The organism is Novosphingobium sp. Chol11, from assembly GCF_900218065.1.
In the GTDB taxonomy this organism is placed as follows: Bacteria; Pseudomonadota; Alphaproteobacteria; order Sphingomonadales; family Sphingomonadaceae; genus Sphingobium; species Sphingobium agri.
This window is the reverse complement of the sequence record NZ_OBMU01000001.1, coordinates 2,408,281-2,433,735: the sequence shown is the minus strand read 5'-3', so window position 1 is coordinate 2,433,735 and position 25,455 is coordinate 2,408,281. Positions and strand designations below refer to the sequence as shown.

The 25,455-nt window shown below is 58.3% G+C and carries 19 protein-coding genes and 1 tRNA gene; 13 read left to right on the top strand and 7 right to left on the bottom strand.

Annotated elements, in window-relative coordinates; translation table 11 throughout:
* Nucleotides 1-400: hypothetical protein (locus NCHOL11_RS18210; RefSeq protein ID WP_176502240.1), on the top strand; the 400-nt coding region annotated here is incomplete at its 5' end.
* A gap of 1,674 nt (nt 401-2,074) precedes the next feature.
* Here the strand turns inward: NCHOL11_RS18210 and NCHOL11_RS12080 are convergent.
* The 4 genes from NCHOL11_RS12080 to NCHOL11_RS12065 form a co-directional block, all read right to left on the bottom strand.
* On the bottom strand, nt 2,075-2,428 hold the full coding sequence (locus tag NCHOL11_RS12080) for a hypothetical protein (RefSeq protein WP_097092516.1): 354 nt from the start codon (nt 2,426-2,428) through the stop codon (nt 2,075-2,077).
* Nucleotides 2,429-2,809: 381 nt separating this feature from the next.
* Nucleotides 2,810-3,700, bottom strand: coding sequence for a DMT family transporter (locus NCHOL11_RS12075; RefSeq protein ID WP_097092515.1), 891 nt, complete (start codon nt 3,698-3,700; stop codon nt 2,810-2,812).
* Nucleotides 3,701-3,924: 224 nt separating this feature from the next.
* Nucleotides 3,925-5,016, bottom strand: coding sequence for an NADH:flavin oxidoreductase (locus NCHOL11_RS12070; RefSeq protein ID WP_097092514.1), 1,092 nt, complete (start codon nt 5,014-5,016; stop codon nt 3,925-3,927).
* Nucleotides 5,017-5,650: 634 nt separating this feature from the next.
* Nucleotides 5,651-6,307 (bottom strand): recombinase family protein, encoded by a 657-nt coding sequence (locus tag NCHOL11_RS12065; protein ID WP_255254781.1) that lies wholly within the window; start codon nt 6,305-6,307, stop codon nt 5,651-5,653.
* 109 nt (nt 6,308-6,416) lie between these two features.
* Here NCHOL11_RS12065 and NCHOL11_RS12060 point away from each other — a divergent pair, with 109 nt between their 5' ends.
* Nucleotides 6,417-9,191: an NACHT domain-containing protein gene (locus NCHOL11_RS12060; protein ID WP_097092513.1), complete on the top strand. Its 2,775-nt coding sequence runs from the start codon at nt 6,417-6,419 to the stop codon at nt 9,189-9,191.
* 570 nt (nt 9,192-9,761) lie between these two features.
* Here NCHOL11_RS12060 and NCHOL11_RS12055 read toward each other — a convergent pair.
* Nucleotides 9,762-10,388: a TetR/AcrR family transcriptional regulator gene (locus NCHOL11_RS12055; protein ID WP_097092512.1), complete on the bottom strand. Its 627-nt coding sequence runs from the start codon at nt 10,386-10,388 to the stop codon at nt 9,762-9,764.
* 122 nt (nt 10,389-10,510) lie between these two features.
* Here NCHOL11_RS12055 and NCHOL11_RS12050 point away from each other — a divergent pair, with 122 nt between their 5' ends.
* The 5 genes from NCHOL11_RS12050 to NCHOL11_RS12030 all read left to right on the top strand — a co-directional run bounded on the left by NCHOL11_RS12050 (nt 10,511) and on the right by NCHOL11_RS12030 (nt 16,843).
* Nucleotides 10,511-12,493, top strand: a complete 1,983-nt coding sequence (locus tag NCHOL11_RS12050; RefSeq protein WP_097092511.1) for a flavin-containing monooxygenase — start codon at nt 10,511-10,513, stop codon at nt 12,491-12,493.
* An 85-nt stretch (nt 12,494-12,578) separates the two neighbouring features.
* Entirely contained in the window at nt 12,579-13,637 is a 1,059-nt protein-coding gene (locus tag NCHOL11_RS12045; protein ID WP_097092510.1) for a hypothetical protein, read from the top strand.
* Nucleotides 13,638-13,877: 240 nt separating this feature from the next.
* Nucleotides 13,878-15,425, top strand: coding sequence for a hypothetical protein (locus tag NCHOL11_RS12040; protein ID WP_141397855.1), 1,548 nt, complete (start codon nt 13,878-13,880; stop codon nt 15,423-15,425).
* A gap of 321 nt (nt 15,426-15,746) precedes the next feature.
* The gene (locus tag NCHOL11_RS12035) at nt 15,747-16,373 is read left to right on the top strand and encodes a glutathione S-transferase family protein (protein ID WP_097092508.1); all 627 of its coding nucleotides are present in this window, start codon (nt 15,747-15,749) and stop codon (nt 16,371-16,373) included.
* An 86-nt stretch (nt 16,374-16,459) separates the two neighbouring features.
* A complete protein-coding gene (locus NCHOL11_RS12030) occupies nt 16,460-16,843 on the top strand; it encodes a hypothetical protein (protein ID WP_097092507.1) in 384 nt (127 codons plus the stop codon).
* A gap of 58 nt (nt 16,844-16,901) precedes the next feature.
* Here NCHOL11_RS12030 and NCHOL11_RS12025 read toward each other — a convergent pair whose 3' ends face one another.
* Nucleotides 16,902-17,357: a YaiI/YqxD family protein gene (locus NCHOL11_RS12025; RefSeq protein WP_097092923.1), complete on the bottom strand. Its 456-nt coding sequence runs from the start codon at nt 17,355-17,357 to the stop codon at nt 16,902-16,904.
* A 161-nt stretch (nt 17,358-17,518) separates the two neighbouring features.
* Here NCHOL11_RS12025 and NCHOL11_RS12020 point away from each other — a divergent pair, with 161 nt between their 5' ends.
* Nucleotides 17,519-18,838: an Hsp70 family protein gene (locus NCHOL11_RS12020; protein ID WP_097092506.1), complete on the top strand. Its 1,320-nt coding sequence runs from the start codon at nt 17,519-17,521 to the stop codon at nt 18,836-18,838.
* A gap of 48 nt (nt 18,839-18,886) precedes the next feature.
* Complete coding sequence (locus NCHOL11_RS12015) at nt 18,887-19,168, top strand: hypothetical protein (protein WP_097092505.1); 282 nt, start codon at nt 18,887-18,889, stop codon at nt 19,166-19,168.
* A gap of 90 nt (nt 19,169-19,258) precedes the next feature.
* On the opposite strand, the gene NCHOL11_RS12010 is transcribed toward NCHOL11_RS12015, so the two are convergent.
* Nucleotides 19,259-19,333: transfer RNA gene (locus tag NCHOL11_RS12010), tRNA-Gly, on the bottom strand.
* A 249-nt stretch (nt 19,334-19,582) separates the two neighbouring features.
* On the opposite strand from NCHOL11_RS12010, the gene paoA reads away from it, so the two are divergent.
* From paoA to NCHOL11_RS11990, 4 genes are read left to right on the top strand one after another with little or no spacing between them, the layout of a single operon-like run.
* A complete protein-coding gene (gene paoA, locus NCHOL11_RS12005) occupies nt 19,583-20,218 on the top strand; it encodes an aldehyde dehydrogenase iron-sulfur subunit PaoA (protein ID WP_097092922.1) in 636 nt (211 codons plus the stop codon).
* Nucleotides 20,215-21,165 carry an FAD binding domain-containing protein gene (locus NCHOL11_RS12000; protein ID WP_097092504.1) on the top strand — a complete coding sequence of 317 codons (951 nt, stop codon included), beginning with the start codon at nt 20,215-20,217 and terminating at the stop codon, nt 21,163-21,165. The genes paoA and NCHOL11_RS12000 overlap by 4 nt, the downstream gene beginning before the upstream one ends.
* The gene (gene paoC, locus NCHOL11_RS11995; RefSeq protein ID WP_097092503.1) at nt 21,162-23,378 is read left to right on the top strand and encodes an aldehyde oxidoreductase molybdenum-binding subunit PaoC; all 2,217 of its coding nucleotides are present in this window, start codon (nt 21,162-21,164) and stop codon (nt 23,376-23,378) included. Before NCHOL11_RS12000 ends, paoC begins: the two co-directional genes overlap by 4 nt.
* A 56-nt stretch (nt 23,379-23,434) precedes the next feature.
* Entirely contained in the window at nt 23,435-25,447 is a 2,013-nt protein-coding gene (locus NCHOL11_RS11990; RefSeq protein WP_097092921.1) for a TonB-dependent receptor, read from the top strand.
* Nucleotides 25,448-25,455 lie beyond the last annotated feature (8 nt).

Sequence of the window (25,455 nt, the reverse complement as noted above, 5' to 3'; positions counted from 1 at the left end):
ACACAGTTCCCTCGGCACGCCCGCTATCAACCATGCCTTGCAGGCTAAAAGTATCAACAAAGAATGTAAGCCCGATGAAATAATAATTCGCAAGCTTGAGCGCGAAATTACGCTTCATAGAAATGGAAAGTCCTTAAGAAAGCGAATAAGGTTCTACACTGGAACGTTTGCCGAAGGTCGAAAATTGATCAAAGGTACACTATGGGATCACCCAACACGACTGCTGTCAGTTGCGATGCCAGACGCTATACGAAGTTTGCCTTTAAAGCCGATCAATATCGTCGCCAACGATGAACTTCCATGGGCGCTCTTCGAGCGGCATGATCCCACATGTCCGGCCATCATTGTCGAATATGATGTGGGTGCTGCCAAGTTCAATTATCAATATTGTTATCCCTAACGTCACGCTGCTTGCCCGCCCATGCGGATGCTTGATGGGATGAATGCGCCCCGAACATATGGCAGAATTGGTCGTCTGCCGATGGACGGCTTACCAAGCTCAAAGCGGACCAGCAGGATATAGGCGGCGCAGGCGGCTTTGCAGGCGGGAATCGACGATAGCGGGTGGGCGGCGGACTGTCGGCTTTCAGGTGGAGGATCGGTGATAGCTGACGCCGCGGTGAGCATTATTTGATACTGCAGGGCAGAGGCGAACGCCGACGCGCTAGACCGACATAATCGTGTCGATCACAACGCTACGCCATTCGCGTTTGAGGAACAGGTGCAACTCAGCAGAGCGCAACTTTTGTCTCTTGGCCACCACAACGCGAACGCGAAAGTGATCCTGCCCAGATAGTGTGTTGAGTGGTGGCAATTCAAGCCTACAAGGATACCCTTCGGCAAGTCTGTTCCCGGAACAGGACAATCCTGACGCAATGACTTTCCCGGAGCGAGCGGACACAAGCGTTGCGGCATATGGTCGCCCCTGTGGCACACCGGCGCAACTTTCAACGAAAACACGTATATCCAGGGGGTAAGCTACCCGAGAAGCCCCTGCCTCTTCGCGCCAGCCGCCGTTGCTGGTGGTGTAAATGGCGCACCCCGTTTCGTTTGCTGAAACGACGCTATCTATTTTTTCCGATCGATAGGGCCAGAGCAGGAAAGCTAGCAGCAGAATGCCTATTGAGGCGCTGGCTACCATGCATCCTCGTTTTGAAGACATTGTTACCCCCGCGCTTCTTGTGCCCGCGCTGACTGCAGCAGGATGATGTAGAGCATAGCGTCGGCGTCAACGTCAGCAACCAGGTGCAGCGGATGCACTTCTGAATGGCAGTTTGTGGTCGCTCGCCGCTGGGCTGCTTTCTAATTCTGAACCTGACCAGCAGGTTGGCGCGGCTAAGGCTGCTTTGCAGGCCGGTAGCAACGATGCAGGGTGATTAGGCGACGGTCCGGTTTCGGATCACCTCTTGCCCATTGGCCTATGCCAACCGTAATAATTCAGCATGAATAGAAAGCATGTTCATGCAGGCACGACTCTATCACTCGCCGGATTTGCAACATCCCTGATGTTGGCAACCCTAGGCCATGCCACAATTTCCGAGAGCGAGGCAGCTACCAATACCCTACTTGGCGTTACGGCGGTCAGCATTCTTGGCTGCGCCTACTTTCTGCCTCGATCCGTAAGGCTGTGGATACGAAAGCCTTCATCACGTCGGTGATGTCCGCGTCCGAGCAGAGCGATCAACCTCACCCAAGGCTGAAATTGGTCGGGTGTTCACCGTCGCCTTACGAAAGCGTAAAGTGCCATGACGAGCACCGATGAGTAATCTCATCATTTCCGTACGCCGTACACCGCTTCCAAAATGACGGAGATGACGTACGCGAACGCTATCATCCTCATCGACGATATAAACGTTTCGTTCTCCACGTACCCCGCGAGGTTGAGGGCAACGATCAGAAATTGAAATGGAAGGAGTGGTAACATCACTGTCCGTACCGTTTCGCCAAACAAAAGTCGGAACATAACGCGGCCGTGCTCCCCTCCGTGAAGTCTGATTTTGGCAGGATGCTACAGCATCGTAAATGCCCGCCATGGTCGTTTTAGCCGCCTAGCGCTTATAGAGGGTGCGGCACGTTACTGGGTGCTGCGCTGAAATGCACCGATCACGCCATCTTTGCGGTCGACCAGGAACACTATTTGAACATCGGTTATCCCGAGTGGTTCGAAGGCGACATAATAGCGCGCCGCAGACAGTTTTCTGGCATCGGTCAATGCCAGGCTGTGCTGAGGCCCTCCATAGGGGTTTGCCGCCCAGCACCTTTGTATGTCACCCAGGACATGTTCAGGCACATGCTCAAGTTCGGATCGGGAGAGGCGTTCAGTTCTGATTGGAAGTAATTCATAGCCATTCGCCAAATAATTGCAGCGGCGGCCTTCAGCTTGGTCATTGAGTATCCAGCCTGCTGCACCACCGATGCTCGCAGCCATTACGCAAACGATCGCTGTCCGCCCCTTCATGATGAGATCAATATGCGACGCCCGCACTGTCCGCTAGTGGACAACGATTGAAGGGGGACGAATGGCAAAAAATGGTCGCCTGCCGCCGAGCAGCTTTGCAATCCCGAAGCGGACCAGCAGGTTATTGGCGCGTGGCGAGGCCCCACTGTAGCCAGCGACGATGGCGGGTGGTAAGCGGAACGGCAGCTTTCAGGCGGCAACCCGGATAAGCGGACAAAGAAAATTGAATGCTCGTCCGTCGAGACCCCAAAAATTTGCCTTAGAGCGGCGCCGACACTTGCCGAGCAGGCGGTTTAGAACTCCGGCATTTTTTTGTGAGAGGTTTACCCGCGGTTTACAAGGCTCGGCGTGTCAAAGCTCATTACCCGCAGTCACGGTAATCTTGCGCTGTCGCCGCTCGCGCCACACCACATAGCACCCGGCGCCTGCGATTAGGACTCCCCCCACAGCGCCGTTGATCGTCGGTGCGACCTCGAATAGAACTACGCCCCACAAGGTCGCCCAGACGAGTTGCAGGTAATCAAACGGCGCTAGCACTGACACCGGCGCAAAGCGCACCGCCGCTGTCATCATGATTTGCGCCACTCCTCCGAAAATTCCGCCTATCATCAGCGCGAGCCATACGTCACCGCTGTGCGAGTTGTAGACAAACGGCATGGGGATCAGAGTGACCACAACGCTTGCCACATTGAACCAGAAAACCGTAGCCGTCGCACTCTCGGTTTCGCCGATTTGTCGAAGTGTGATCACCACTAGGGCCGTACCGAGCGCCGCAATGAGGGCAATGATGACGCCCATCAGTGGCAGCGTCGAGCCAACGGGATTTACCGCTACCAGCACGCCGACGAAACCCAACACGATTGCCGTCCACCGGTGCCAAAAGACCTTCTCACGGAGGATGAGCGCCGACAGCATGGTCGCAAAGAGTGGTGCCGAGAAGCTGATGACCGTTGCTTCCGCTAGCGGCAGTTTGGATAGCGCGAGAAAGGTGCAGAACATGACACAAAGGCCAAGGGCGCTGCGCGTCAGGTGAGCACTTGGACGGCGGGTGCGCACCGCTGCCAAACCCCCACTAACCGCCACCCACGCGATGATCGTGGGCAGCGCGAACAAGTTGCGGAAGAACAGCACCTCTACCGGACCAGCCCCATGAACAGTCGCGTATTTCAGAGCGGCCATCATCGCGGCAAAGGTGCTTACCGCACCTACGCGCAAGCCGATGCCGCGTGCGCGGTTCTCCACCGGACGGCTCAACTCCGCGGTGGGGAACGATGGTGGCGCCTCCGTACCGGCGACTTGCCTACTCACCCCCGGCAACCGTCAGGCACAGGTCCGCGCATTTCGCTCCACTTATTGACCAAGAGTAAGGGTGGTTAGGCCGACAGAACGACCTTCGCTGTTCCGTTATTAGCTTCATGCAACCATCGAACACAGGTTGTGGCGCACAAATTTGAAATCCGGCGCTCTCACGCCTTTGCCGTTTCGTCTTCAACGAAGTTAGGCCAGGTCGAGGTTATGTAGTTGAGGAACGGTTCAGCGACACCCTCACTGCGAAGATGCTCGGGCGACACGGGGAGCGAAGGCGATTCGAAGTCGGCATCGCAGCGCACGCATTCGGGGAAATCGTGCCGCAGGATCGCGGCACGTCCAATCGAGACGAAATCGCAGCCAGCTGCAATGACGCTCGCTGCGGTTCGGCCGTTCATGACCTTGCCCGCCGCGCCCAGACGTGTATTGCCCCGCGGCAGCTCGGTGAAGCAGCTCAGCAAGGTCCGTCCTTTGTAGCGTTCGTCTTCTGGCTCTTTGGTGACATCCCACAATGAAAGGTCAAGATAGTCGATCTTGTCATTGCGCATCACCTCGCCCGCAACTGCGACAACTTCCTGAAGGTCTTGTGCATAGCGCTCCGGCGAAAGCCGCAAGCCCACCTGGAAATCCGCGCGGCAGGCGGCTCGAATACCGTCAACTATCTCGAATAGAAGGCGAGCGCGATTTTCGGAGTTACCGCCGTAGCGATCGGTGCGCTGGTTGACTTCAGGGGAAAGGAATTCGGCGAGCACATAGCCATGCGCGCCATGCACTTCTACACCGTCAAAACCTGCCTTCTCGGCGCGCACGGCCGCCGCGATGAAGTCGTCGCGAAGCCTCTCGACCTCATCCAGAGTTAGACCGCGCGCACCGGTTTCGGGATTGTCAGAGGGGCAGACCGGCGTGCCCACCAGCTCTTGGGGTGCGCGGTAGCCGGCATGGTGAAGTTGCACCGAGGATAGGGCCCCCCCTTCCTTGATGCCGGCTGCCAATCGGGTGAGCCCTTCGAGGTGTTCATCACCGAAGATGCCAAGTTGTCCTGGAAAGCCCTGGCCGACTGGCTGCACATGAGAGGCACAGGTCATCACTAGACCGAACCCGCCCGTTGCACGCATGATCAACCAGCCATATTCCTCGTCTGAAAGTCGGCCGTCCGGGTAGCTCTGCTGGTTAGTCAGCGGAGCAAGCATGAGGCGGTTCTTCATGGTAGGGCCGCGCGAGAAGGCGAGCGGAGAGAACAGGTCGGTCATGTGATCCCTTGATCGATAGGCAGCCAGCTGGCCTTCTATTTAAGCATACGAGGGTGTCAATCGGTCAGGCGCGGTGCCCCGCATTGGCACAGTCGCCCCAGTTCCAAAAACCAATTGTCGAAACTGCTGGTTAGAAGTGAAGAAACGGGAAAGATCACGCTGAACGAACGACCGCATTTGGGAAGTTAAATCGATCCTTTCAGCGTCAACTAGTGGTCGTTTACGGATCGGCTGCTTCCTTGCCCCCTTCGCGTTTCTATCGTGTGAGGACAGCTAATCCGATAAGGCCCGTGTGAATCAATTTCTGTGCCCAATATAGCCTCTGAGTTAAGACTTCGCCTTTCTGACGCAGGCAAAAAAATACCCCACCAAAATGGCAGGGCATTCCGTTGAGATTGCAACGGCTGACGGGCAGCCTGTCGATCGCATCAGAATAAAAGAAGGTATCCCGTACCGTTTCCTATCGTCAGCCCGATAGGAACAATGAGGTAGGGGCTGATCGCCTCACTGGACAATGGCATGAAGCGTAGGCGTGGACCTTCGCATTCATCCAATGACTTCAAGCCCGTTCCTGGCGGAATGGTCGAATGTCAGACATGTCGCACCTTGCCCCTATCGCTGCTTCATCATGATCTTAAGAGGCCCGTTTTTCCACCCGCTGTATGGCGGCGCGGCTAACCTGATATTCCTTGGCCAATGCTCCAAGGGAAATGCCTTCCTTCCGCTTTCCAAGAATGGTGCGCTGCTGATCATCAGTAAGGGATTGCGGACGGCCCAAGGTCTTTCCCTCTGCCTTCGCCCGCTTCAAGCCTGATTGGGTTCGTTCGATCAGTAGATCACGCTCGAACTCAGCAACGGCAGAGATAACAGCCATCGTCATCTTTCCGGCTGCGCTGGTGAGGTCCACACCACCAAGGGCAAGGCAATGGACCTTCACACCTTCTGCTTCCAGCCGTTCGACTGTGCCCCTTACGTCCATAGCGTTACGGCCTAGCCGATCCAGCTTTGTCACGATGAGAATGTCACCGGCTTCCAGCCGATCCACCAACTTAGCAAAGCCCTTGCGCTCCAAAGCGGCAACCGAACCAGAAACAGTCTCAACAATGATGCGCTTGGGATCGACCGCAAAGCCAGCCGCTTCAATCTCTCTAACTTGATTGTCGGTAGTCTGGTCCCCCGTTGAAACGCGGCAATATGCAAAGGCTCGGCTCATTTTGTAATCCTTGTATCGAATCTGTGTAACGAAACTATCAAGGTAACGAATATATGTGGAGTCTAATTTTCGATACATGTTGGTAGCGTGTATCGGAAACGGACGTTTGCGATTAGGCCGATGATTTCGCTGTCATACTTTGACGACCACTGTCCTGTTGAATACGATGGCGCAAAGGGAGGCGTGAATGCACAATGTTATTGGGGCCGAAGTTGGGGTTCATCTCCCGCTCGACATCTCGGTGGAAAGCGAGTGGAAGGACTTCCTCGGGTCAGTAGGTGGGGCCATAAGCGACCTTTTCTTGAAATCCACCGGAGATGGGGTTTCGACCGGCATAAGTGGGTTAGTTAAATTCGCCACCTCTTTCAAAATCAAGCCATCAGCTGGTTACTTGGCCTGGGTTTTTGCAATTAGCGCAACTGCGTGGTCTCTCGATCAGTCTAAAGCCTTTCCCTCTGACAAGACGGATGAGCTTGTGAAGCACTTTAGACACGCCATCGATACTGCTAGAGCCAAGTGTGGCATAGACGGAATATTCGTACCAATTAATTTTTTTGATCGGCCTACAAAGCTGCAAATTTATAATGAAATTCTTGAACATCTCTTCGATAATGATGCATATTCGACGGAAAATAAAGCTAATTTGCGATACAAAATCGATGCAGCTTTCAATAGGGCGGTCTTCGAGATTTTTTCCGCCCGACCGGATTACTACGAGCCGCTGTTCTCTTCCCTCAAAATTCCTGGAGCTTTGGCGGCCGATATATCTACGTCGTGGCAGTCGTATAGAGCGAAATTGATCTATGACTTTGAAGTGAGACCGCTATTTGGTCAGGAAATAGAAAGAATATCGCTGAGCCAATTATATGTACCATTGCGAGGTATTTTCAGTAAAGATGATGATGACATAGACTCTGAAGGATATAACATAATTTCATCTCATGAAATGGTTCGCATAGATAGTGAACTTGACACATGGGTGGAGAGTGAAAGCCTCAGCGATTGGCTGCGTTTGGTTGGCGGGGGCCCGGGCAGCGGTAAATCTACAACATTGAAGGCGTTAGCCAGCCGAGCCGCGAAGAAGGATGGGGTCCGTCCGCTCTTCATTCCCTTGCAACACATCGGGACGGACCAAGACCTGAGAGAGGCTATCAATCGTCATTTCACAGAAACCACTGACAGTCCCTTCAATCAGCCTCCGCTCGCACGCGCCTCTGTCGAGGATGGCGCTCCGCTTTTGCTAATCTTCGATGGTCTAGATGAATTAGTGGCTCCTGGGGAAGCTGCCAAAGATGTAGTTGGCACCTTTGCAAACCGCCTTAACAGTCTTGTTTCCACCCTAACAGGCGGCAACAACCGCAAAATTCGTGTCATCGTAAGCGGGCGGATGCCCGCGTTTCAAGCAGCAAGCAGGTACTTGCCGACGCCGCGCAATGGTGCCCTTGAAGCATATGGGTTCCTGCCAGTGCGCGTGCACGATGCAGGCGAAGAAAGCGACGGCAGCGATAACCCTCTTTGGTCAGAAGATCAGAGAAAACAATGGTGGACTCAATACGCTGCGCTCAAAGGCGAGACGCCCGATATCCCTGAAGCTTTTTCTAATAAACGGCTCGAGGGTATCACTCACGAGCCTTTACTTTGCTATCTTTTGGCGCTCGCCGGATACGCAAACCAACACTGGGAATTGGCCGCTGACAATCGAAACCGGATTTATTCGGCTCTTGTCGAGTCGATATACGAACGCGGCTGGGGTGATGGAGTACATAAAAGGCTTGGCGCAGGCAAAACACTGTCCAAGCCCGACTTCCTGAAACTCATGGAGACGATCGCGCTTGCGGCGTGGCTTGGAGGAGACGCTCGCGTTGCCAGCGAAGAAAAATTCGATGAAGCGCTTGAGATTACGGAAGCAGAAGACGCTTGGAAAAAGTTCACTGCTGATAATGGACAGGATGTCACGAACTTGGCCATGAATTTCTACCTTAAATCATCTGAGAGATCGCAGCGTGGATTTGAGTTTACTCATAAAAGTTTTGGAGAATACCTGGCGGCTAAAGCTCTATTATCTGTGGCTGAAGATGTTATCGCTCAGAATTTGCGCCGCATTGATAATGCGATGCGCGATTGGATGCGGGCGACCCGGACGGGCGAACCATCAATTGAGATGCTGCACTTCCTTCGGGATGAAATTCGACTGAAGCTTGCCGGAGGCAAGAAGCAGGAAGAAATCGCAAATGCAATTAAGCTAAAGGAAGGTTTTCAGAACCTCATCAAAAAGGCGTCCGATGAGGGCTTCCCGATTTCCGGTGGCGGGACATGGCGGTCGATGGAAGTCGAACAGGCAAACGCTGAGTGCGCTCTCTGGATGGTAGCCAACTCATGCGCTACGGCGCTCGATGAGGCCGAGTGTTCTGGTAAAGCAATTATAGAGATCGAATGGAACGATGAAGATGAGCTTTGCAGCGTAATCAAACGAGTAAAAGATAAAACAGGGTCCACAGTGATATTTAGCTGTCTTTCGCTTCTTGATGCGTCCGGCCAACATTTTGAAGAGATAAGGGCTCATAATATCGATTTTAGATCGTCAAACTTGGAAGACGCTACCTTTGTAGCATGTGATTTGAGCGGGAGATTCAATTATGCGATAATGGACGGCTGCCGATTTTATTTGTGTAGCATTAACTCGGCTAATTTCTTTGGCACTTCTATGAAAGGCATGAAATTTCATGCCTCCTCGGTGAGAGGAGCTAACTTCGATACGCCGGTCGAAAGAAATCTACTTTTTTCACCCCTTACGTTTCTCTCGGCTAGAGGAGTTTCTGAGGAATTCTTGAAGGATGGAGCATCGATTATGGCTCCAAGTAAAGGCGACTTTGCGCAGGTATGCGAGGATTTGAAGCGCCGCATGATGTTATTTCAAGCTGTGCCTCATGTGATCCATACCGGACTAGTTGGCGACGTGTAGAAGTTGACTCCTGAGATTAGGGAAATTGATTGCGTACAAGAAACGTGTGTAATTCCGGTGTAATCGTGCAGGGAAATAGCCGGAATAAGCCGGAGTCCTACGGCCCCTCTAATATGGAACCCTGCCCGTAAGTACCTGAAAAATACAGACAAAGGGAATTGTTCGGCATCCGCCGGAAAACCCATGCTTTAGACTGAAAATCGCAGTGTCGGCGGTTCGACTCCGTCCCCGGGCACCATTTGTTCCTAATGCCCTGAAACGCCAGCAAACCGTCTAAAAGGCGGTCTTGAGTTTCTTTATGGCAAGGAGCGTTAGATTGCGGCGCTTCAAAATGCAAATCTCGCTCTGTTGAAGCCGCTATCGGCGCTGCGCCAGTGCCTTGAATGTGTCCGCCATTACCAGCTTGGGGAGATGCAACCGACCAAGAACAAGGAAGTGGAAGACCGCGGCGATATCAACAAGTCGGGACGCTCTATAATCATTTTACAGATAAGCTTGGCTTGTTCAGCGCCTGCATAGAAGCGGAAGCAGTCAATTTTCCCAAGCCTGCCTAGGCCGGACGCCAGCCAATTACGAGATGCGACTTGTGATACCGTTTAAGAATATGTTGGTTACGAGCTTTGCGTGCCCAGCCATTTCTTCATCCGTCATCAACTCTCCCCCGAACAGCAATCGCCTCTGCCACTCGCCAAGAGCCATGACGACGAATTGCTTGGCCAAAGGGTGGCTCTCTGCCGGATCGACGCCTTCCGCCTCCAGGAGTCGAGCGACAGGGCTGACCTGATGCCGTTCAAACTGCAGGCGAGCGATCTTGCGCAGTTCGTCGAATTCGCTGCTCTCCCGGTAAATCAGCCGTGCCATTTGAGTGCTTTGCGTCGAAAATAGCTGCCGCTGCATTTCGGTGGCGTAGGTGATGAGCTGCGTGTGGAGGTCGCCCTTCAGATCGGGGAGTTCCGGCCGGATCTGCGCACCAGAATGTTCGAGGCAGGCTTCGAACAGGGCGAGCTTGTCAGGGAAGTGATTGTAGAGCGTGCGGCTCGACACCTGAGCCTTTTCGGCAATGTCGCGCAGCGACGCAGCATGAAATCCAGTCCGTGCAAATTCATTGAGCGCAACCAGGATCAGGTTGTTGCGCTTCTGTTCGGCCACCTCTGGCGTTGGGCGGCCTGCCCGCCTCTTGATGCTCTGTCCGTCCATATCCAGCCTCGTTGCGCAGCAAAGGCGCAAATAGCAAGCCTGCCACCATTGACGATTTACACATGGAAGTGTAATTCAATTTAAATTGAGTTCTGCGAACGAGGACATTCAGGAGAGACAGGATGCACGCCCCGGCCACTAATAATGATTCTCGGATACATGCCGCGATCGACGCGCTTGACCCCACCATGGCGCTGATGGCGCTGATCCAGATCACCGGCGACCGTACGTTGCTGCATCATTATTGGGATGCGATCGACGGACGACAGGAAGAGCTGATCGAGACGTTCGTGGATATCCACGCGCATGAAGAGCGGCCGACCATTGATCCGGCGATCGCCGCCGAAATTCGCGATCGCCTGCGCCTCGCGGTGAAGTCGGGCAAGCCGCCGGTCATGCCGCAGCTGGACCGGCCGATGTTCAAGCGGATGAGCCGTCTGCTGCTGGGTCAGGACCTGCCGGAAATGTCCGTGGATGTTGCTTTCCAGCATGCCGGCTTCACCACCGACACGCGCGTGCGCAAGGCGGCGGACGTGCCGCCTGCCGATTTCAAGGTGATCGTGGTCGGCGCGGGAATGATGGGTATCAACGCCGCGATCAAGCTGCAGCAGGCAGGTTTCGACTTCACGGTGCTGGAAGCGATGGACACGGTGGGCGGCAACTGGTTGACCAACACCTATCCGGGCGCTGCGGTCGATACGCCGAGCCGCATCTATTCCTTTTCCTTCGAACCCAATGCGTCCTGGACCCAATTCTATCCGCGTGGCCCCGAATTCCTGTCTTACCTCGACCGCGTCACCGACAAATATAATCTGCGTGATCGTATCCAGTTCGGAACCTGGGTCGAAGGCGCGGAGTGGGATGAGGCGCGCAAGATCTGGATCGTGAAGGCGGTACGGAACGGCAAGCCCGAAACTTATGAGTGCAACGTCCTCATCATGGCGGTGGGGCCGAACAACAATCCCAACTATCCCAAGGTCAAGAATCTAGACTCGTTCAAGGGTCCCGTGATCCATTCGGCCGCCTGGAATCATAGCATCGACCTTACCGGCAAGAAGGTCGTGCTGGTCGGCACCGGCTGTTCCGGCGTGCAGGTGGCGACCGCGATCGCCGACAAGGTCGGCGAGTTGATCATCGTCCAGCGCCAGCCCGAACACATCATCCCTAATCCGCAGGCGCATGCGCCGGTGGCGGAACTGGAGCGTTGGGCCATGGAGCATGTGCCCTTCGTGGCGCAGTGGAAGCGGTTGCAGAGCCTGCACAGCCAGATGCGCGACATGCATGGCATGATCATGAAGGACGAGGACTATGCCGCGAAGACCGGCGGCTTCGGTCCGATCAACGATGGCATGCGGATGATGTGCGAAGGCTATCTGAAGAGCCATTTCCCCGACGATCCGGAAATGGTGGAACTGCTGACGCCCAACTGCCCGGTCTTCGCCAAGCGTCCGATCCTGGATTGCGGATTTTACGATACGCTGAAGAAGCCCAATGTGTCGATCGTGCGCGGCGAATTGGCGGAGGCCGATGCGAACGCGGTCATCCTGGCGGATGGTACGCGGATCGAATGCGACGTGCTGCTGCTCTCGACCGGCTACAACCTGCATTTCGGGCGGCAGTTCGACATTCGCGGCGCTGGCGGGAAGACGTTGAAGGACGCGTTCGATCCGCATCCCTTCTCCTATGAAGGCATGTTGATCACCGGTTTCCCCAATTTCGTCTTCATGGGCGCTCCCTACAGCTATCTGGTCGCCAACCATGCGGTCGTCAGTGAACAGCAGGTCCATTACATCGTCGAACTGCTGCAATGGATGGTGGACGATCATCTGTCGTCCTTTGACGTTTCTCAGCAGGCAACGGACGCCTTCATAGACGATGTCGATACAAACTTGGCGAAGACCGCCTGGGTGCAATGTGGCAGCGCCCATGGCTATTATCGGGACACGGGCGGTGACGGGCAAAAGAAGGTCATCCTCGCGATCCCACGCCATAACTCGCGCATCTGGCACGATCTGCGTAGCCCACGTGAAGAGGATTTCAACGTGACGCGCAAGGACGGCGACGCTCCGGCCACACAGCGTGAAATGGAAATGCTGACGATTTGATCCGCTTAGGGTGGCTTTGGTGCCTACAGGCTGGCCACCCTCATTCCTATGCGATGACAGTTGCAAGAAATTGGAGACACAGATTATGCTTCGCGATCTCGCCGAAAACTTCCGTCCGGTCGCTCCGCCCCAGCTGATCGACGACGCCTATAGCAACGATCAGCACGCAAGACTTTTGCAGGTCGTGCGGGATAATGGTCCCTGGCCGCTGATCATGGCCGAAAACTTCAAAACGCCAGAAGAGGTGATCGCGACGACATCCGGCACCATTCCCGAAGGTGTCAAGCTGACCTGGGACATGATCGGCCTCAATCCGGTATTTCGCGGCTATCTGGCCAAGGGCGGCACCTGTTTCTACCCGGAGATCGAGGATTGCTACTATAATTCCCGCTTCCTTGAGCTGGTCCGCAACTATTGGGACTGCCAGTATGCGGAGCCGGAAACTTTCCTCTTCAATATTCAGGGTCCGACCCCAATCGGCGGCCCTCCGCATCTGGACGGCACGGTTTTCCGTGGCCTGACGATGGAGAATACCCCGCTGTGGCTGCTGCTGACCATGGCGAAGTCCTGCCTGTTCGATCGCTGGCGTTCGAAGAAAGGCCAGGTCATCGCCTGGTATTATAATGGCAAGATTGGCGGCGGCTTCAACTGCTGGCCCAATGGCCCGAGCGGCGAGCCGTTCCAGATCAACGCGCCGATGTGGGGCCGCGCGGTGGTCGTGGAGAACGAAATGATGTTCCATCACGGTCAGGCTACGGGCCCCGTCGCACTGCGCAAGCCGCAGGGCATGGACATCAGCTCGACCTTTGGCGCCGACCCGCAGGACCCGACCGGCTGGCAGATCGAAACCTTTGGAGAGGTCAACCAGAAGGTGCCTGAGCAGGAAATGCGCTTCCTGGTCCATTGGGGCGCACGCCTGTTCAAGGACATGGATGATTTCCGGCTGACCTATGATCATCGTGACGACATCACGCATGAACTGGCAATCAACATGCTGATCGACGACATGAAGAAGCGTGGCGTCCAGTTCGAGGTCCCGACCGATCCGATGAACGACAACAGCTTCGTAGGCCTGCTCGCCCGCGTCTATGACATTGGCGGCCCCACCAACATCCCAGCTGAAGCCATGGACGAAGCCGCCTGAGGGCGGCTTCCCCGGTTCGACCGGCTCAACAAGGAAGCGATCGCGGACGGCTTCAGGGGTTTTGTCAGGTCGTGATTGTCGAACTTCTCGCTACCAAAGGTGGGCGCCTCGGCGGTGGCAATTGATCTGTCTTATCGGCTACTTTGCTTAAATGCACGGTTTACTGTAATATGGTGAGCATCACATGGTGGCTGCGGACGAAGCTTGGAGAGAAGTGTGCCGACTGTTCACGAGATTGCAGTGTCGCTTGGCGCGCGATGCCCGATTGTGGCTAATGACGGCGCAGTAGTCACAGCACATGCAGCGCATGATAGCGCCCAGCTTCATCATCTGCCTCTTGGCACGATGGTTGTCTGCGCGGAGAAGTCGAAAGACGATAGCGGAAGGGAGCGGGTCCGCATCGCCAGCCCCAATGGTTGGGTGGATGCCGAGGCGCTTGGTGCCGCCGTGCCTTTCTCGAAGACAGCCTTAAGTTATGATGACTTTCTTGAACGGCATCTGTACATCACGCCGGGTGACCATTATGGCTTGGAATTCCCCATCGATCTAGCGGGACTGCGCAAGGCTGGCCCCGCCTTCCTGACTGCCGCGTTCCACGTTGCCGAAGTCTTGTCGCGGGACAATCAGGTCACCGCTATCGTCGCTCTCGACAAGTTGGATATTCGTGGCGCCTCGGAAAACGGCCTCCTGACCGTGTCCTATGCGCGCGACGAGCCGGGCTTGCAGACCGAACTATTCGTGAAATTTCCCCCAAGTGACGTGCATCATAAATATGGGTTGCTTCGGCTGTCCAATGGCGAAATCGAATTAGGACGCCTTTCCCGGGAACGGCAGCTCCCCGTTACTGTTACCCGTTATTATTTCGGCGACTACAGCTCCTACACCGGCAACTATATTCTGATAACCGAGCGGGTTCCCTTCGGGATCGATCCTGTGGAGCCTGCATATCGCAAGGGGTATGACCATGAGGTGCCCAGCGTGGAGGAACATTATGAAGTTCTGACGCGCAACCTCGCCCGTCTGGTCGCCGCACATAAACGAGGCGGCCTGGGATATGATATCGAGGCCATCTTTCCCTTCGGCAAGGCTGCGCCGGATTTCCAGCGCATCGAGAATCCCGAACCGCGGCTTGATCGACTGATCGACTTTATCGGACGCGTTGCCCCCCAGATCTTTTCACCGGCGGTGACAAAGCCGGAATTACTTAAGAAGTGGCGCGAAGACGTGCTGTTTGGACTGGAGCATAAGGACAAGTTGCTCGCCTATATGCTGTCCAATCCCGACTATACCGGTCTGTGTCACATCAACCTGAACATCGATAACGCTTGGTTTTGGCGCGATGAGAACGGCCTGCTTCAAGCAGGAATACTCGATTGGGGCGGGGCAGGGCAGGCGAGCATCGCTCAAGCGCTGAGCGGCATGCTCATGATGCCAGAGCCTGACAAGCATCTCGGCTTGGTCAAGCGCGTGATCGAAATCTTCATAGAGGAATGCGCCGCCCAAGGGTGCCCGCCGATCGACAAAGAAGAACTGTATTTCCAATATAAGGCATCGATTTTTTCGACGGCTATTTTCATGTTCGTCACCATCCTTTCGGATGCACTGGACTATTTTCCCGAGGAATATTTGGCATCACTTGAATGCCGAACTGATCCTCGCCTGCTGGAAAGCGGCTTTTATAGTGCGGTGATCTGGATCGAGAACATGCTGCAGGAATGGCTCGAAGAGGTTACCCCAGGGGATGTGTGCCGTCAGATCGTCGCTCGTACGCGATGCAGCAGTAGCTAAATTAAAACTGACGAAGAAGATCTTGGTGCTGGCGCGCCGCGCGAGGTGAACAATCGATCGCGCGGCGTACCTTCCGGAACAGACACAGTCTGCAACCGACATCCGCTGACATATGTTGGAACAGACGCCCCCAGCCGTTCGGCCCGCGGCATACAGGCCCGGAATTTTCTTGCCTTGTTCATTCACGACCGCTCCGTTGCCTTCGCCAACCTTCAGCGCGCCTCCGCCTTGGCCTAGCGGAAACTGATCGCGATCTGAATACCATGGCTAAGCCGTAGACATGAGTTTAATCCAATAGTCTGCTGCGATTGAGGTTTGTCTATGATCACGCTCCATCATTTGGCTTATTCCCGTTCAACCCGCATTCTCTGGGCTCTCGAAGAGCTAGGCATCCCCTACGAAATAATCATGTACCAGAGGGATGATAGCTTTCGTGCACCGCCGGAGCTGGCCGCGGTGCATCCGCTTGGCAAAGCACCGGTCTTGGTGGACGATGGTCTGACGATTGCTGAATCCGGAGCGATACTGGCTCATCTCAACGACCGCCATGGAGGAGGGCGCCTGGCGCCGGTGCCGGGCACCGACGCGCGCGCGTTGCACGACGAGTGGCTGCATTATGTCGAAGGATCCGCGGCCTTCCCGATCATGCTCACGCTGATTGGCGGGATGGTGGGAGGGCTGCAGGAGGGCCTATCGAGGTTTGTCATTCCTGAACGTGCCAAGACACTGGCCTACATCGCGGAACGGATAGGTGATGGTCCCTGGCTGCTGGGCGCGGAGTTCACCATCGCCGACATCCATCTTGCATATCTCATCGAACTGGCGGACTCAGCCGGTCTGCTTGCCGAATATCCGCAGCTGCGCGATTATGTGGCCCGGTTCAAGGCGAGGCCTGCCTATCAGAAGGCGGTCGCTCTGGGTGGCCCGGTGGTTCCTCCAGGTGCGTAGCCGCCGGAGATGGCCTGACGAGCATAGGGATCAGGGTGATCTGCCAGCCGCGAGATGAGAGATGTGATAATAAGGAGGGGAGCATCATGAACGAGCCCGCACTGACGGCCGTGAAGTTGCAGACGTCAAACCTTTCAGCGTGCGAGTCTTTCTTCGGCACCGTCTTCGGCTTTGAGGTGATACATCGTTATGGTGGCAAGCCGGGTGATGCGTTCGAGGAAATTGTCATGACCTTGGGCGGTCGGAAAGGACAGATGCTGAAATTCATTCAGCTTTGCGACCGGTCAAATGTTGCTACGGGAGCGACCATCCAGATCGCGGGGATCAATGTTGATGAGGCCGTCGTGGCAGCAACAGCAGCGCATGCGACGGTCATTATGGAGGCGAAAGACTATGTCGATGCCGGAGTCCGCATGGCGGTGATAAGCACGGATCAGGGCGTCGCTGTAGAACTTGTTCAAACTCTGTGAACCAGTGCGATGGATGTGGGCCGCTCGCGTTCGATAAATTGTTGGTCAGCGCCTAGGTTCACCGCTTGAGCCGGACCACCGTCTGATCCAGGATGGAGAGAAAGCGAGACCGATCCGCCTTCGCGAACGGCGCTGGTCCACCAAGACCATCACCCATCGCTCCCGCGCGTAAATCCGCCATGATGGCCCGCGTCGCAACGGCATTGCCGATAGAAGCGCTGGTGAATGGCCTTCCTGTTGGCGCGATCACCGCTCCGCATCCGGCCTTCAGACATCGGTCGGCCAGCAATATGTCTGCGGTTATCACAACAGAGCCTGCATCCACATGCTCCACGATCCAATCGTCCGCTGCATCAAATCCGTCACTCACCACCACGCGCGAGATGAGCGGATGTGCCGGTATGCGAATGGGACTGTTGCTGACGACGATGACAGGCACGTCGTATCGCCACGCGACTTTGTAGGTCTCATCCTTTACCGGACAAGCATCAGCATCAATGAGGATCTGGGGCATCCAGCGGATGTAGAGGCGATCGCCTGAAAAAGGGAGAGCCTTCGACAATGTCTGAAACGTTGCCGATGAAGGCACCTGTGCAGACGGCTGGTTGCGCCGCGCGCCCATGCCTGCAATAGCCGCCCGCCCGCTTCATCCCTACTATCGCATGGACAGCAATCATGACTTCGCTCGCTCGGTCGGCCGGTATCGATTTCGGCACCACCAACTCGGTTGTTGCACTGGGCGGCGTGGATGGCGAGGCGACCGTGGTCGGCTATCCGGCGCCTGGCAACAGCGGCTCCATCTTCCGCTCCGCCCTGTGCTTCTGGGAGGATGATGCTGCGGCCGGTGGCGTCGCAAAGGAAGCCGGGCCGTGGGCCATCGCCGAATTCCTGGAATTTCCCAAAGGCAGCCGCTTCCTGCAATCCTTCAAATCCGTCGCGGCGAGCAAGGCGTTCGAACATGCCACTATCTTTGAAAAGCGGCTGCGTTTCGAGGAACTGGGTCATGTGTTTCTTGATCGCTTGCGGGCGCATGCCGCCGACGCATTGAAGGATCTGCCGTCGCGCGTCGTCGTGGGCCGCCCGGTGCGCTATGCGGGCCAGCGCCCGGACAGCGCGCTTGCCCGCCAGCGATACGACCTCATGTTCGCCGCCCTCGAACGGGAAGTCCATTATGTCTATGAGCCGCTGGGTGCCGCCTTCAGTTTCGCCGCCCGGTTGGACGAGCCCGCCACACTGTTGGTCGCTGATTTTGGCGGCGGCACCAGCGATTTTTCCGTCGTGCGGATCGAAGCGCCGGGGGCCGCGCGACGCTGCACGCCGCTTGGTTCCGCAGGTATCGGCATAGCGGGTGATCGCTTCGATTATCGCATCATGGATAAGCTGATCCTGCCGATGCTAGGCAAGGGCGGCACCTATACGTCCATGGGCAAGGTGCTGGAGATACCGGCGGGTCATTTCGCCGATTTCGGCGACTGGGCCCGGCTGGCGCTGATGCACAACCGGCGCACCCTGGCCGAGCTGGAGAAGCTGAAGCGGGCGGCGGGCGATCCTGCGGCAATTGGCCGGATGATCGCCGTGGTGGAAAATGAGCTTGGCTATCCGCTCTATGACGCGGTCGGCCGGTTGAAGCGGGCGCTTTCGACCGACGAGCACGCGCATTTCCATTTCGACAGCGCCGGGGTGCAAGTCGAGGCGGATGTCAGTCGCGCCGATTTCGAAAGCTGGATCGCCCCCGACCTCGCACGCATCGCGACGACGGTGGACGTGGCGCTGGATCGGGCTGGGATCAGGGCGAACGCGATAGATCATGTCTTTCTGACCGGCGGCTCTTCGTTGATCCCTGCCGTGCGTCGCTTGTTCGAGGCGCGCTTCCCCACCAGCCATATTGCGAGCGGTGATGAGTTGACCTCCATCGCCCATGGCCTGGCGCTTATCGGCCAGCAGGACAGTATCGCCGAATGGACGGCGAGTAACGATGAAGCAGAACAGGTCTGATTGGGAAAACGGACCTGAGAGGCCGAACGTCATCAAGGATCGTGGTCAGTGCCTAAGCTGCTCAGAGCCCAGGTGGACATGGCGAACCTTCAGCACGTCCTGCCGACTCAGAATGCCGATGATCTGAGAGGCGGAAGGATCGACGATGATGATGCGGCCGACCAGATCGGCGGCCCGTCTCCCGACATCGTCGCGGCGCTGGACGCGATCGAAGAGGCAATTGTGGAGACGCTCGCGACGACCCCAGCCTGTCGCTTGTGGCGAGTACGCCAGCTAGCGGACGTCGCCCAATGGGTGCGGAGACGGCGGAGGGCAAATCATCAATCCTGAAGTCTGCACCCCAATTCGGCCTCAGAAAGCCGAAAACGAAAAGTCCGCCCAAGGCGGTCCGTCGTAAACGCCTTAATTTGTCGAGAAAACTGGAGCGGGCGAAGGGATTCGAACCCTCGACCCCAACCTTGGCAAGGTTGTGCTCTACCCCTGAGCTACGCCCGCTCTGGCGGCCGGAGGAAGTCCCTCTCGGCGGGTGAGGCGGGCAACTAGCAGCGGTTGGTGAGGTCGGCAAGGGAGAATTTGCCCTTGGCTGAAATTTATCCCGCCAGCGACCGCACGCGGCCCTGCCGCCGGAATGCGGCTTGGCTGGGGCAAGCTCTCGCCCTATCTCTGCTGCTGCACCTTTTCTGGTCCGCAGCGGGATCGTCCATGATCCTGCTTCGTATTGGGCATGGCAGGAGGAACAACCTTATGGCGCCAGATCATGTGACTCGCCGTGCGGTTTTGCAGGGCGGGGGAGCGGCCATGGCGTTGCCGGGCGTAGCGGGCGCTGAAACGGGGGCGATGCTGTCCCCGGAATCGAACAGGGGAAGAGACATGTCCACCGTCGAGTTCACCGTGAACGGCGATCGCGTTCAGCTTCAGCTGGATCCGCGCACCACATTGCTGGACGCCCTGCGCGAGCATCTGCAACTCACAGGTACGAAGAAGGGGTGCGATCACGGCCAATGCGGCGCTTGCACGGTCCTTGTCGAGGGCCAGCGGATCAACAGCTGCCTGACGCTGGCCGTCATGCATGAAGGGGACTCCGTTACCACGATAGAAGGGCTGGGAACGCCGAAAAACCTGCATCCGATGCAGCGCGCCTTCGTCACGCATGATGGCTATCAATGCGGTTATTGCACGCCCGGCCAGATCTGTTCGGCTGTCGCTGTCCTGGGGGAGATCGAGGCAGGCATTCCCAGCCATGCGACGGAGGATCTGGAGCATGTCGTCCTGTCCGATGCGGAATTGCGCGAAAGGATGAGCGGGAATATCTGCCGCTGCGCCGCCTATCCCAATATCATCGCGGCGATCCGCGAAGTCGCAGCGGGGGACGAGGCATGAAGCCCTTCACCTACAGCCGCGCCGCCAGCGTCGAGGATGCCGTGGCTGCCGCTTCTTCCGGCGGGCGCTTCATCGCGGGCGGGACCAATTTGCTGGACCTTATGAAGCTCCAGATCGAAACGCCTTCGCACCTTATCGATGTCAACCATCTGGAGCTGGACCGGATCGAGCGCACACCCGAAGGCGGCTTGCGGATCGGCGCCATGGTCCGCAACACCGCGCTGGCCGCGCACCCGGATGTCCGGCGCGACTATGCGGTGCTCAGCCGGGCGCTGCTTGCCGGAGCATCGGGCCAGCTGCGCAACAAGGCGACGACCGCGGGAAATCTGCTTCAGCGCACCCGTTGCCCCTATTTCTATGACACGCGCATGCCCTGCAACAAGAGGAAGCCCGGCAGCGGGTGCGGAGCGCTGAAGGGGGGCAGTCGAAGCCTGGCGATCGTCGGCACCAGTGACGCCTGTATCGCGCAGCATCCATCCGACATGGCCGTGGCGATGCGGGTGCTGGATGCGGCCGTGGATACGGTGGCGGCGGACGGTACGCGTCGCTCCATACCCATTGCCGACTTCCATCTGCTGCCGGGTGATACCCCGCACATTGAAAACCAGCTGAAGCCGGGCGAGCTCATCACGTCGGTGACGCTGCCCAACCCCCTTGGCGGCACCCATGTCTATCGCAAGGTCCGGGATCGCAGCTCCTATGCGTTCGCGCTCGTCTCGGTTGCGGCAGTGTTCGACGGCCAGGGCGGCTCCCGCTTCGCCTTCGGCGGCATCGCGCCCAAGCCATGGCGGGTTGCGGCGGCTGATGCAGCTGCCGCGGCAGGGGCGGGAGCAGTCGCGCAGGCGGCGCTGGCCGATGCCCGGCCGACGGCGCAAAACGCCTTCAAGCAACAGCTTGTTGCCAGCACCCTTACATCTCTCTTCCGGCAAAAGGAGGCGCGGCCATGAAGTTCGACACGCCTGCGACCACCAACCCGATCGATCGCGGCCGGGTTGTCGGCGTGGCACACGACCGGATCGACGGGCCTGCCAAGGTCACCGGAACTGCGCCCTACGCCTATGAGCGCCATGACGCCGCGCCTCAGGCCGCCTATGGCTGGATCGTCGGATCGGCGATCGCCAAGGGTAAGATCGACGCCATGGACCTGCGAGCGGCGCAATCCGCGCCGGGCGTGCTTGCCATCGTCACGCACCAGACTGCGGGACCTCTGGGCAAGGGCGCCAGGAACACCGCCCATCTGCTGGGCGGCCCGATCATCGAACATTATGACCAGGCGGTCGCGCTGGTGATCGCGGACAGTTTCGAAAATGCGCGGGACGCGGCGCGCCTTTTGCGGATCGATTACAGCCCGGAGAAGGGCCGCTACGACCTTGCCGCCGAACGCGGCCATGCCACCGTTCCAAAGGAAGGCTTTGGCGGCCCTGCCGACACAGCCGCCGGAAACTTCGAAGCCGGTTTCGCAAAGGCCGCGGTGAAGGTGGACCAAAGCTACACGACGCCAGACCAGAGCCATGCGATGATGGAGCCGCATGCCACAACGGCGGCCTGGGATGGCGACAGCCTGACCTTGTGGACATCCAATCAGATGGTGGCCTGGGCAGTCGAGGACATGGCGGCCACGCTAAAGATCCCCAAGGACAAGATCCGCATCGTCACCCCCTATATCGGCGGCGGCTTTGGTGGAAAGCTGTTCCTGCGGGCAGATGCCCTGCTTGCCGCGCTCGGCGCGCGCGCGGCGGGACGACCCGTCAAGGTGGCGCTTGCCCGCCCGCAAATCCCGAACAACACGACCCATCGCGCCGCGACCATCCAGCGCATCCGCATCGGCGCGGATCGCGACGGCATCATCGGCGCTATCGGCCATGAAGTCTGGTCGGGTGATCTGCCCGGCGGCGGGCCGGAGGTGGCGGCACAGCAGACGCGGCTGCTCTATCGCGGGACCGATCGGCTCACCGCCCATCGTCTGGCAGAACTCGACTTGCCGGAAGCCAATGCCATGCGCGCGCCGGGGGAAGCGGTGGGCCTGCTGGCGCTGGAAATCGCGATGGATGAACTGGCGGAGGCGACTGGCGTCGATCCGGTCGAACTGCGCATCCGCAACGATGTGCAATATGATCCCGAAGCCGGGCCGCAGCGTCCCTTTTCCAGCCGCAAGTTCGTCGAATGCCTGCGTCAGGGTGCAGAGCGCTTCGGCTGGGAACGGCGCGTGCCGCAGCCCGGCCAGGTCAGGGACGGCCGCTGGCTGGTCGGCATGGGCATGGCCGCGGCCTTCCGCAACAATCTCGTTGCGAAGTCGGGCGCGCGGGTCGGCATCGACGGGCGTGGCCATGTCGTGGTCGAAACCGACATGACCGATATCGGCACGGGCAGCTACACCATCCTGGCGCAGACCGCCGCGGAAATGCTGGGGGTGCCGATTGAGGCAGTCACGGTGCGCCTGGGCGACAGCCTCTTCCCCAAATCGGCGGGATCGGGCGGGCAGTTCGGCGCGAACAGCGCGACGGCGGGCCTTTATGCCGCGTGCGTCGCCCTGCGTGAGAAGCTTGCCGCCAAAGCAGGCTTCCCCGCGAACCAAACCGTGTTCGAAGACGGGCTTGTGCGGCTCGGCAATCAATCGCAACCGATCGGCGCGCTGGCAGGCGAAGAGGGCATGTGGGCGGAGGATCGGATCGAATTCGGCAAGTTGACGCAGGATTATGCGCAAGCGACCTTCGGCGCTCATTTTTGCGAGGTCGGGGTGGATGTCGATACGGCCGAAGTCCGGGTGCGGCGCATGGGCGGCGCCTTCGCTGCGGGACGCATCCTCAACCCGAAATCCGCGCGCAGCCAGGTCATCGGGGCGATGACCATGGGCGTCGGCGCGGCGCTGATGGAGGAACTGCATGTCGACAAGCGCTTCGGCTTCTTCGTCAATCACGACATGGCGGAATATCTCGTCCCCGTGCATGCCGACATTCCCGAACAGGATGTGCTCTTCCTTGACGAACTGGATGACAAAAGTTCGCCGATGAAGGCCAAGGGCGTAGGGGAACTCGGCATTTGCGGCGCAGGCGCGGCGGTTGCGAACGCGATCTACAACGCCACCGGGATCCGCCTGCGCGACTATCCGCTCACGATCGACAAGCTTCTGGCGCAACGCGAAGGATCGGCCCTGGCCTGAGTTCGCAAATTGTCCCCTCATTGTCAGGGTGAGGGGGCATGGCTATGGGCGTGGTCATGAAAGCTGGCTCTCTCTGGCTGTTGCCCGCCCTGCTGCCATCCGCCGCACTGGCTCAGCAGGACGACGGCGGCAGCGCCCAGGCGCGCATCGTCATCACCGGCACCGGTTTACCCTTGCCGCCGGGCACTCCCGCCTATGGGTCGGTACAGATCGAACGGGATCGTCTCCTCGATAGTGCCTCCGGGCGTATCGAGACCGTCCTGACCGATGTGGCAGGGTTCCAGCAGTTCCGGCGATCGGACAGCCGTTCGGCGAACCCGTCCGCGCAAGGGGCGAGCTTGCGGGCTTTGGGCGGCAACGCGTCCAGCCGTACGCTGGTGCTCCTGGATGGGGTGCCGAAGGCTGACCCCTTTTTCGGCTATATCCCCTTCAGCGCGCTGGTTCCGGAGCGGCTTTCCGCCGCGCGGGTCACCCGTGGCGGGGGCGTCGGCGCATTCGGCGCGGGTGCGGTGGCCGGGACCATCGAACTGGCGAGCGCCACGCGTGATCAGTTGCCCATGCTTTCCGCCACGGCGCTTTACGGCAGCCGGGACGTGACCGAATTATCCGCCAGCCTCACCCCGGACCTTGGCGGAGGCTTCCTGTCCCTCTCTGGCCGCTGGGACAGGGGCGACGGCTTTCAAACGACGCCTCGGGACCAGCGCGTGTCAGCGACGGTTCCTGCTGCCTATGATGGCTGGTCGGCCAATCTGCGGGCTGTTGTTCCGATTTCCGCGAGCGAAGAGCTGCAATTCCGCACGACCCTGTTCCATGATGAGCGAACGCTGCGCTTTCGCGGCGCTGACAGCCTGAGCGGAGGGCAGGATGCCAGCATCCGCTATGTGTCGCGCGGCCGGTGGCAGGTCGATGCCCTCGCCTATGTTCAGGCCCGCAACTTTTCGAACATCGTTATCTCGTCCAACCCGCCCTTCCGCAAGACGCTCGATCAGCGCAGCACCCCCTCGACCGGCATCGGCGGCAAGATCGAACTGCGGCCGCCGGTGGGGCAGGATCATCTGTTGCGTGTTGGCGTCGATAGCCGCTTTGCCATGGGCGACATGTTCGAGGATGCCTATAGCGCCGCGACCGGATTGGTGACCGCACGCCGCCACGCCGGGGGACGGCAGCAGACGATCGGCATGTTCGCCCAAGACGATTGGACCCTCGGCAGTCTTGTTCTGACCGGCGGTGTGCGGGCGGACCGCTGGACGATCAGCGATGGCTTTTTCCGCGTGGCGGGCTCTCCTGCAAACAGTGCCGATTTCAAAAACCGTTCCGGCTGGGAGACTTCAGCACGCGCAGGCGCTTTGCTCCATGTCGACAAGGATGTCGCCTTGCGCGCGGCGGCTTATACCGGCTTCCGCCTGCCGACCCTGAACGAGCTGTACCGGCCTTTCGTCATTTTCCCCGTCACGACGCAAGCGAACCCCGCGCTGGAACCCGAAAAGCTGAAAGGGGTGGAGGCCGGTGCCGATCTCAATCCCTTGAAAGGGCTCTCGCTCTCGGCCACCGCCTTCTACAACAGGCTGGACAACGCCATCGCCAATGTCACCATTGGCACCAACCTCCGCAGGCGCGACAATGTGGACGCCATCGTCGCAAAAGGGGTCGAACTGACCGCCAGCGGCCGTTTGGGCGCGATGTCCCTGTCCGCATCCTATGCTTACAGCCACAGCACGGTTCGCGCGCCGGGCAATCTGTTCGACGGCTTGTCCCCGGCGCAAACTCCGCGCCATGCCGCCAGCGCCACCGTGGCCTGGCAGCTGCGGCAGGGGCCACGCCTGTCCGCAACCCTGCATTATGTCTCGGCCCAATATGAAGATGATCTGCATGCCGATCGCTTGGCGTGCGCGCTCACCGTCGATGCTGTCGCGCGCCTGCCGATCGGGCGGGGCCTGGAGTTGATCGCGCGGGGTGAGAACCTCTTCGACCAGGAGGTGCTGACCCGCCGTGTCACCGGCAGCACGGGCGTCTCGGAGGATCTCGGCACGCCCCGAACCTTGTGGATCGGCCTCACCGTTTCGCGCTGAATCTCGCG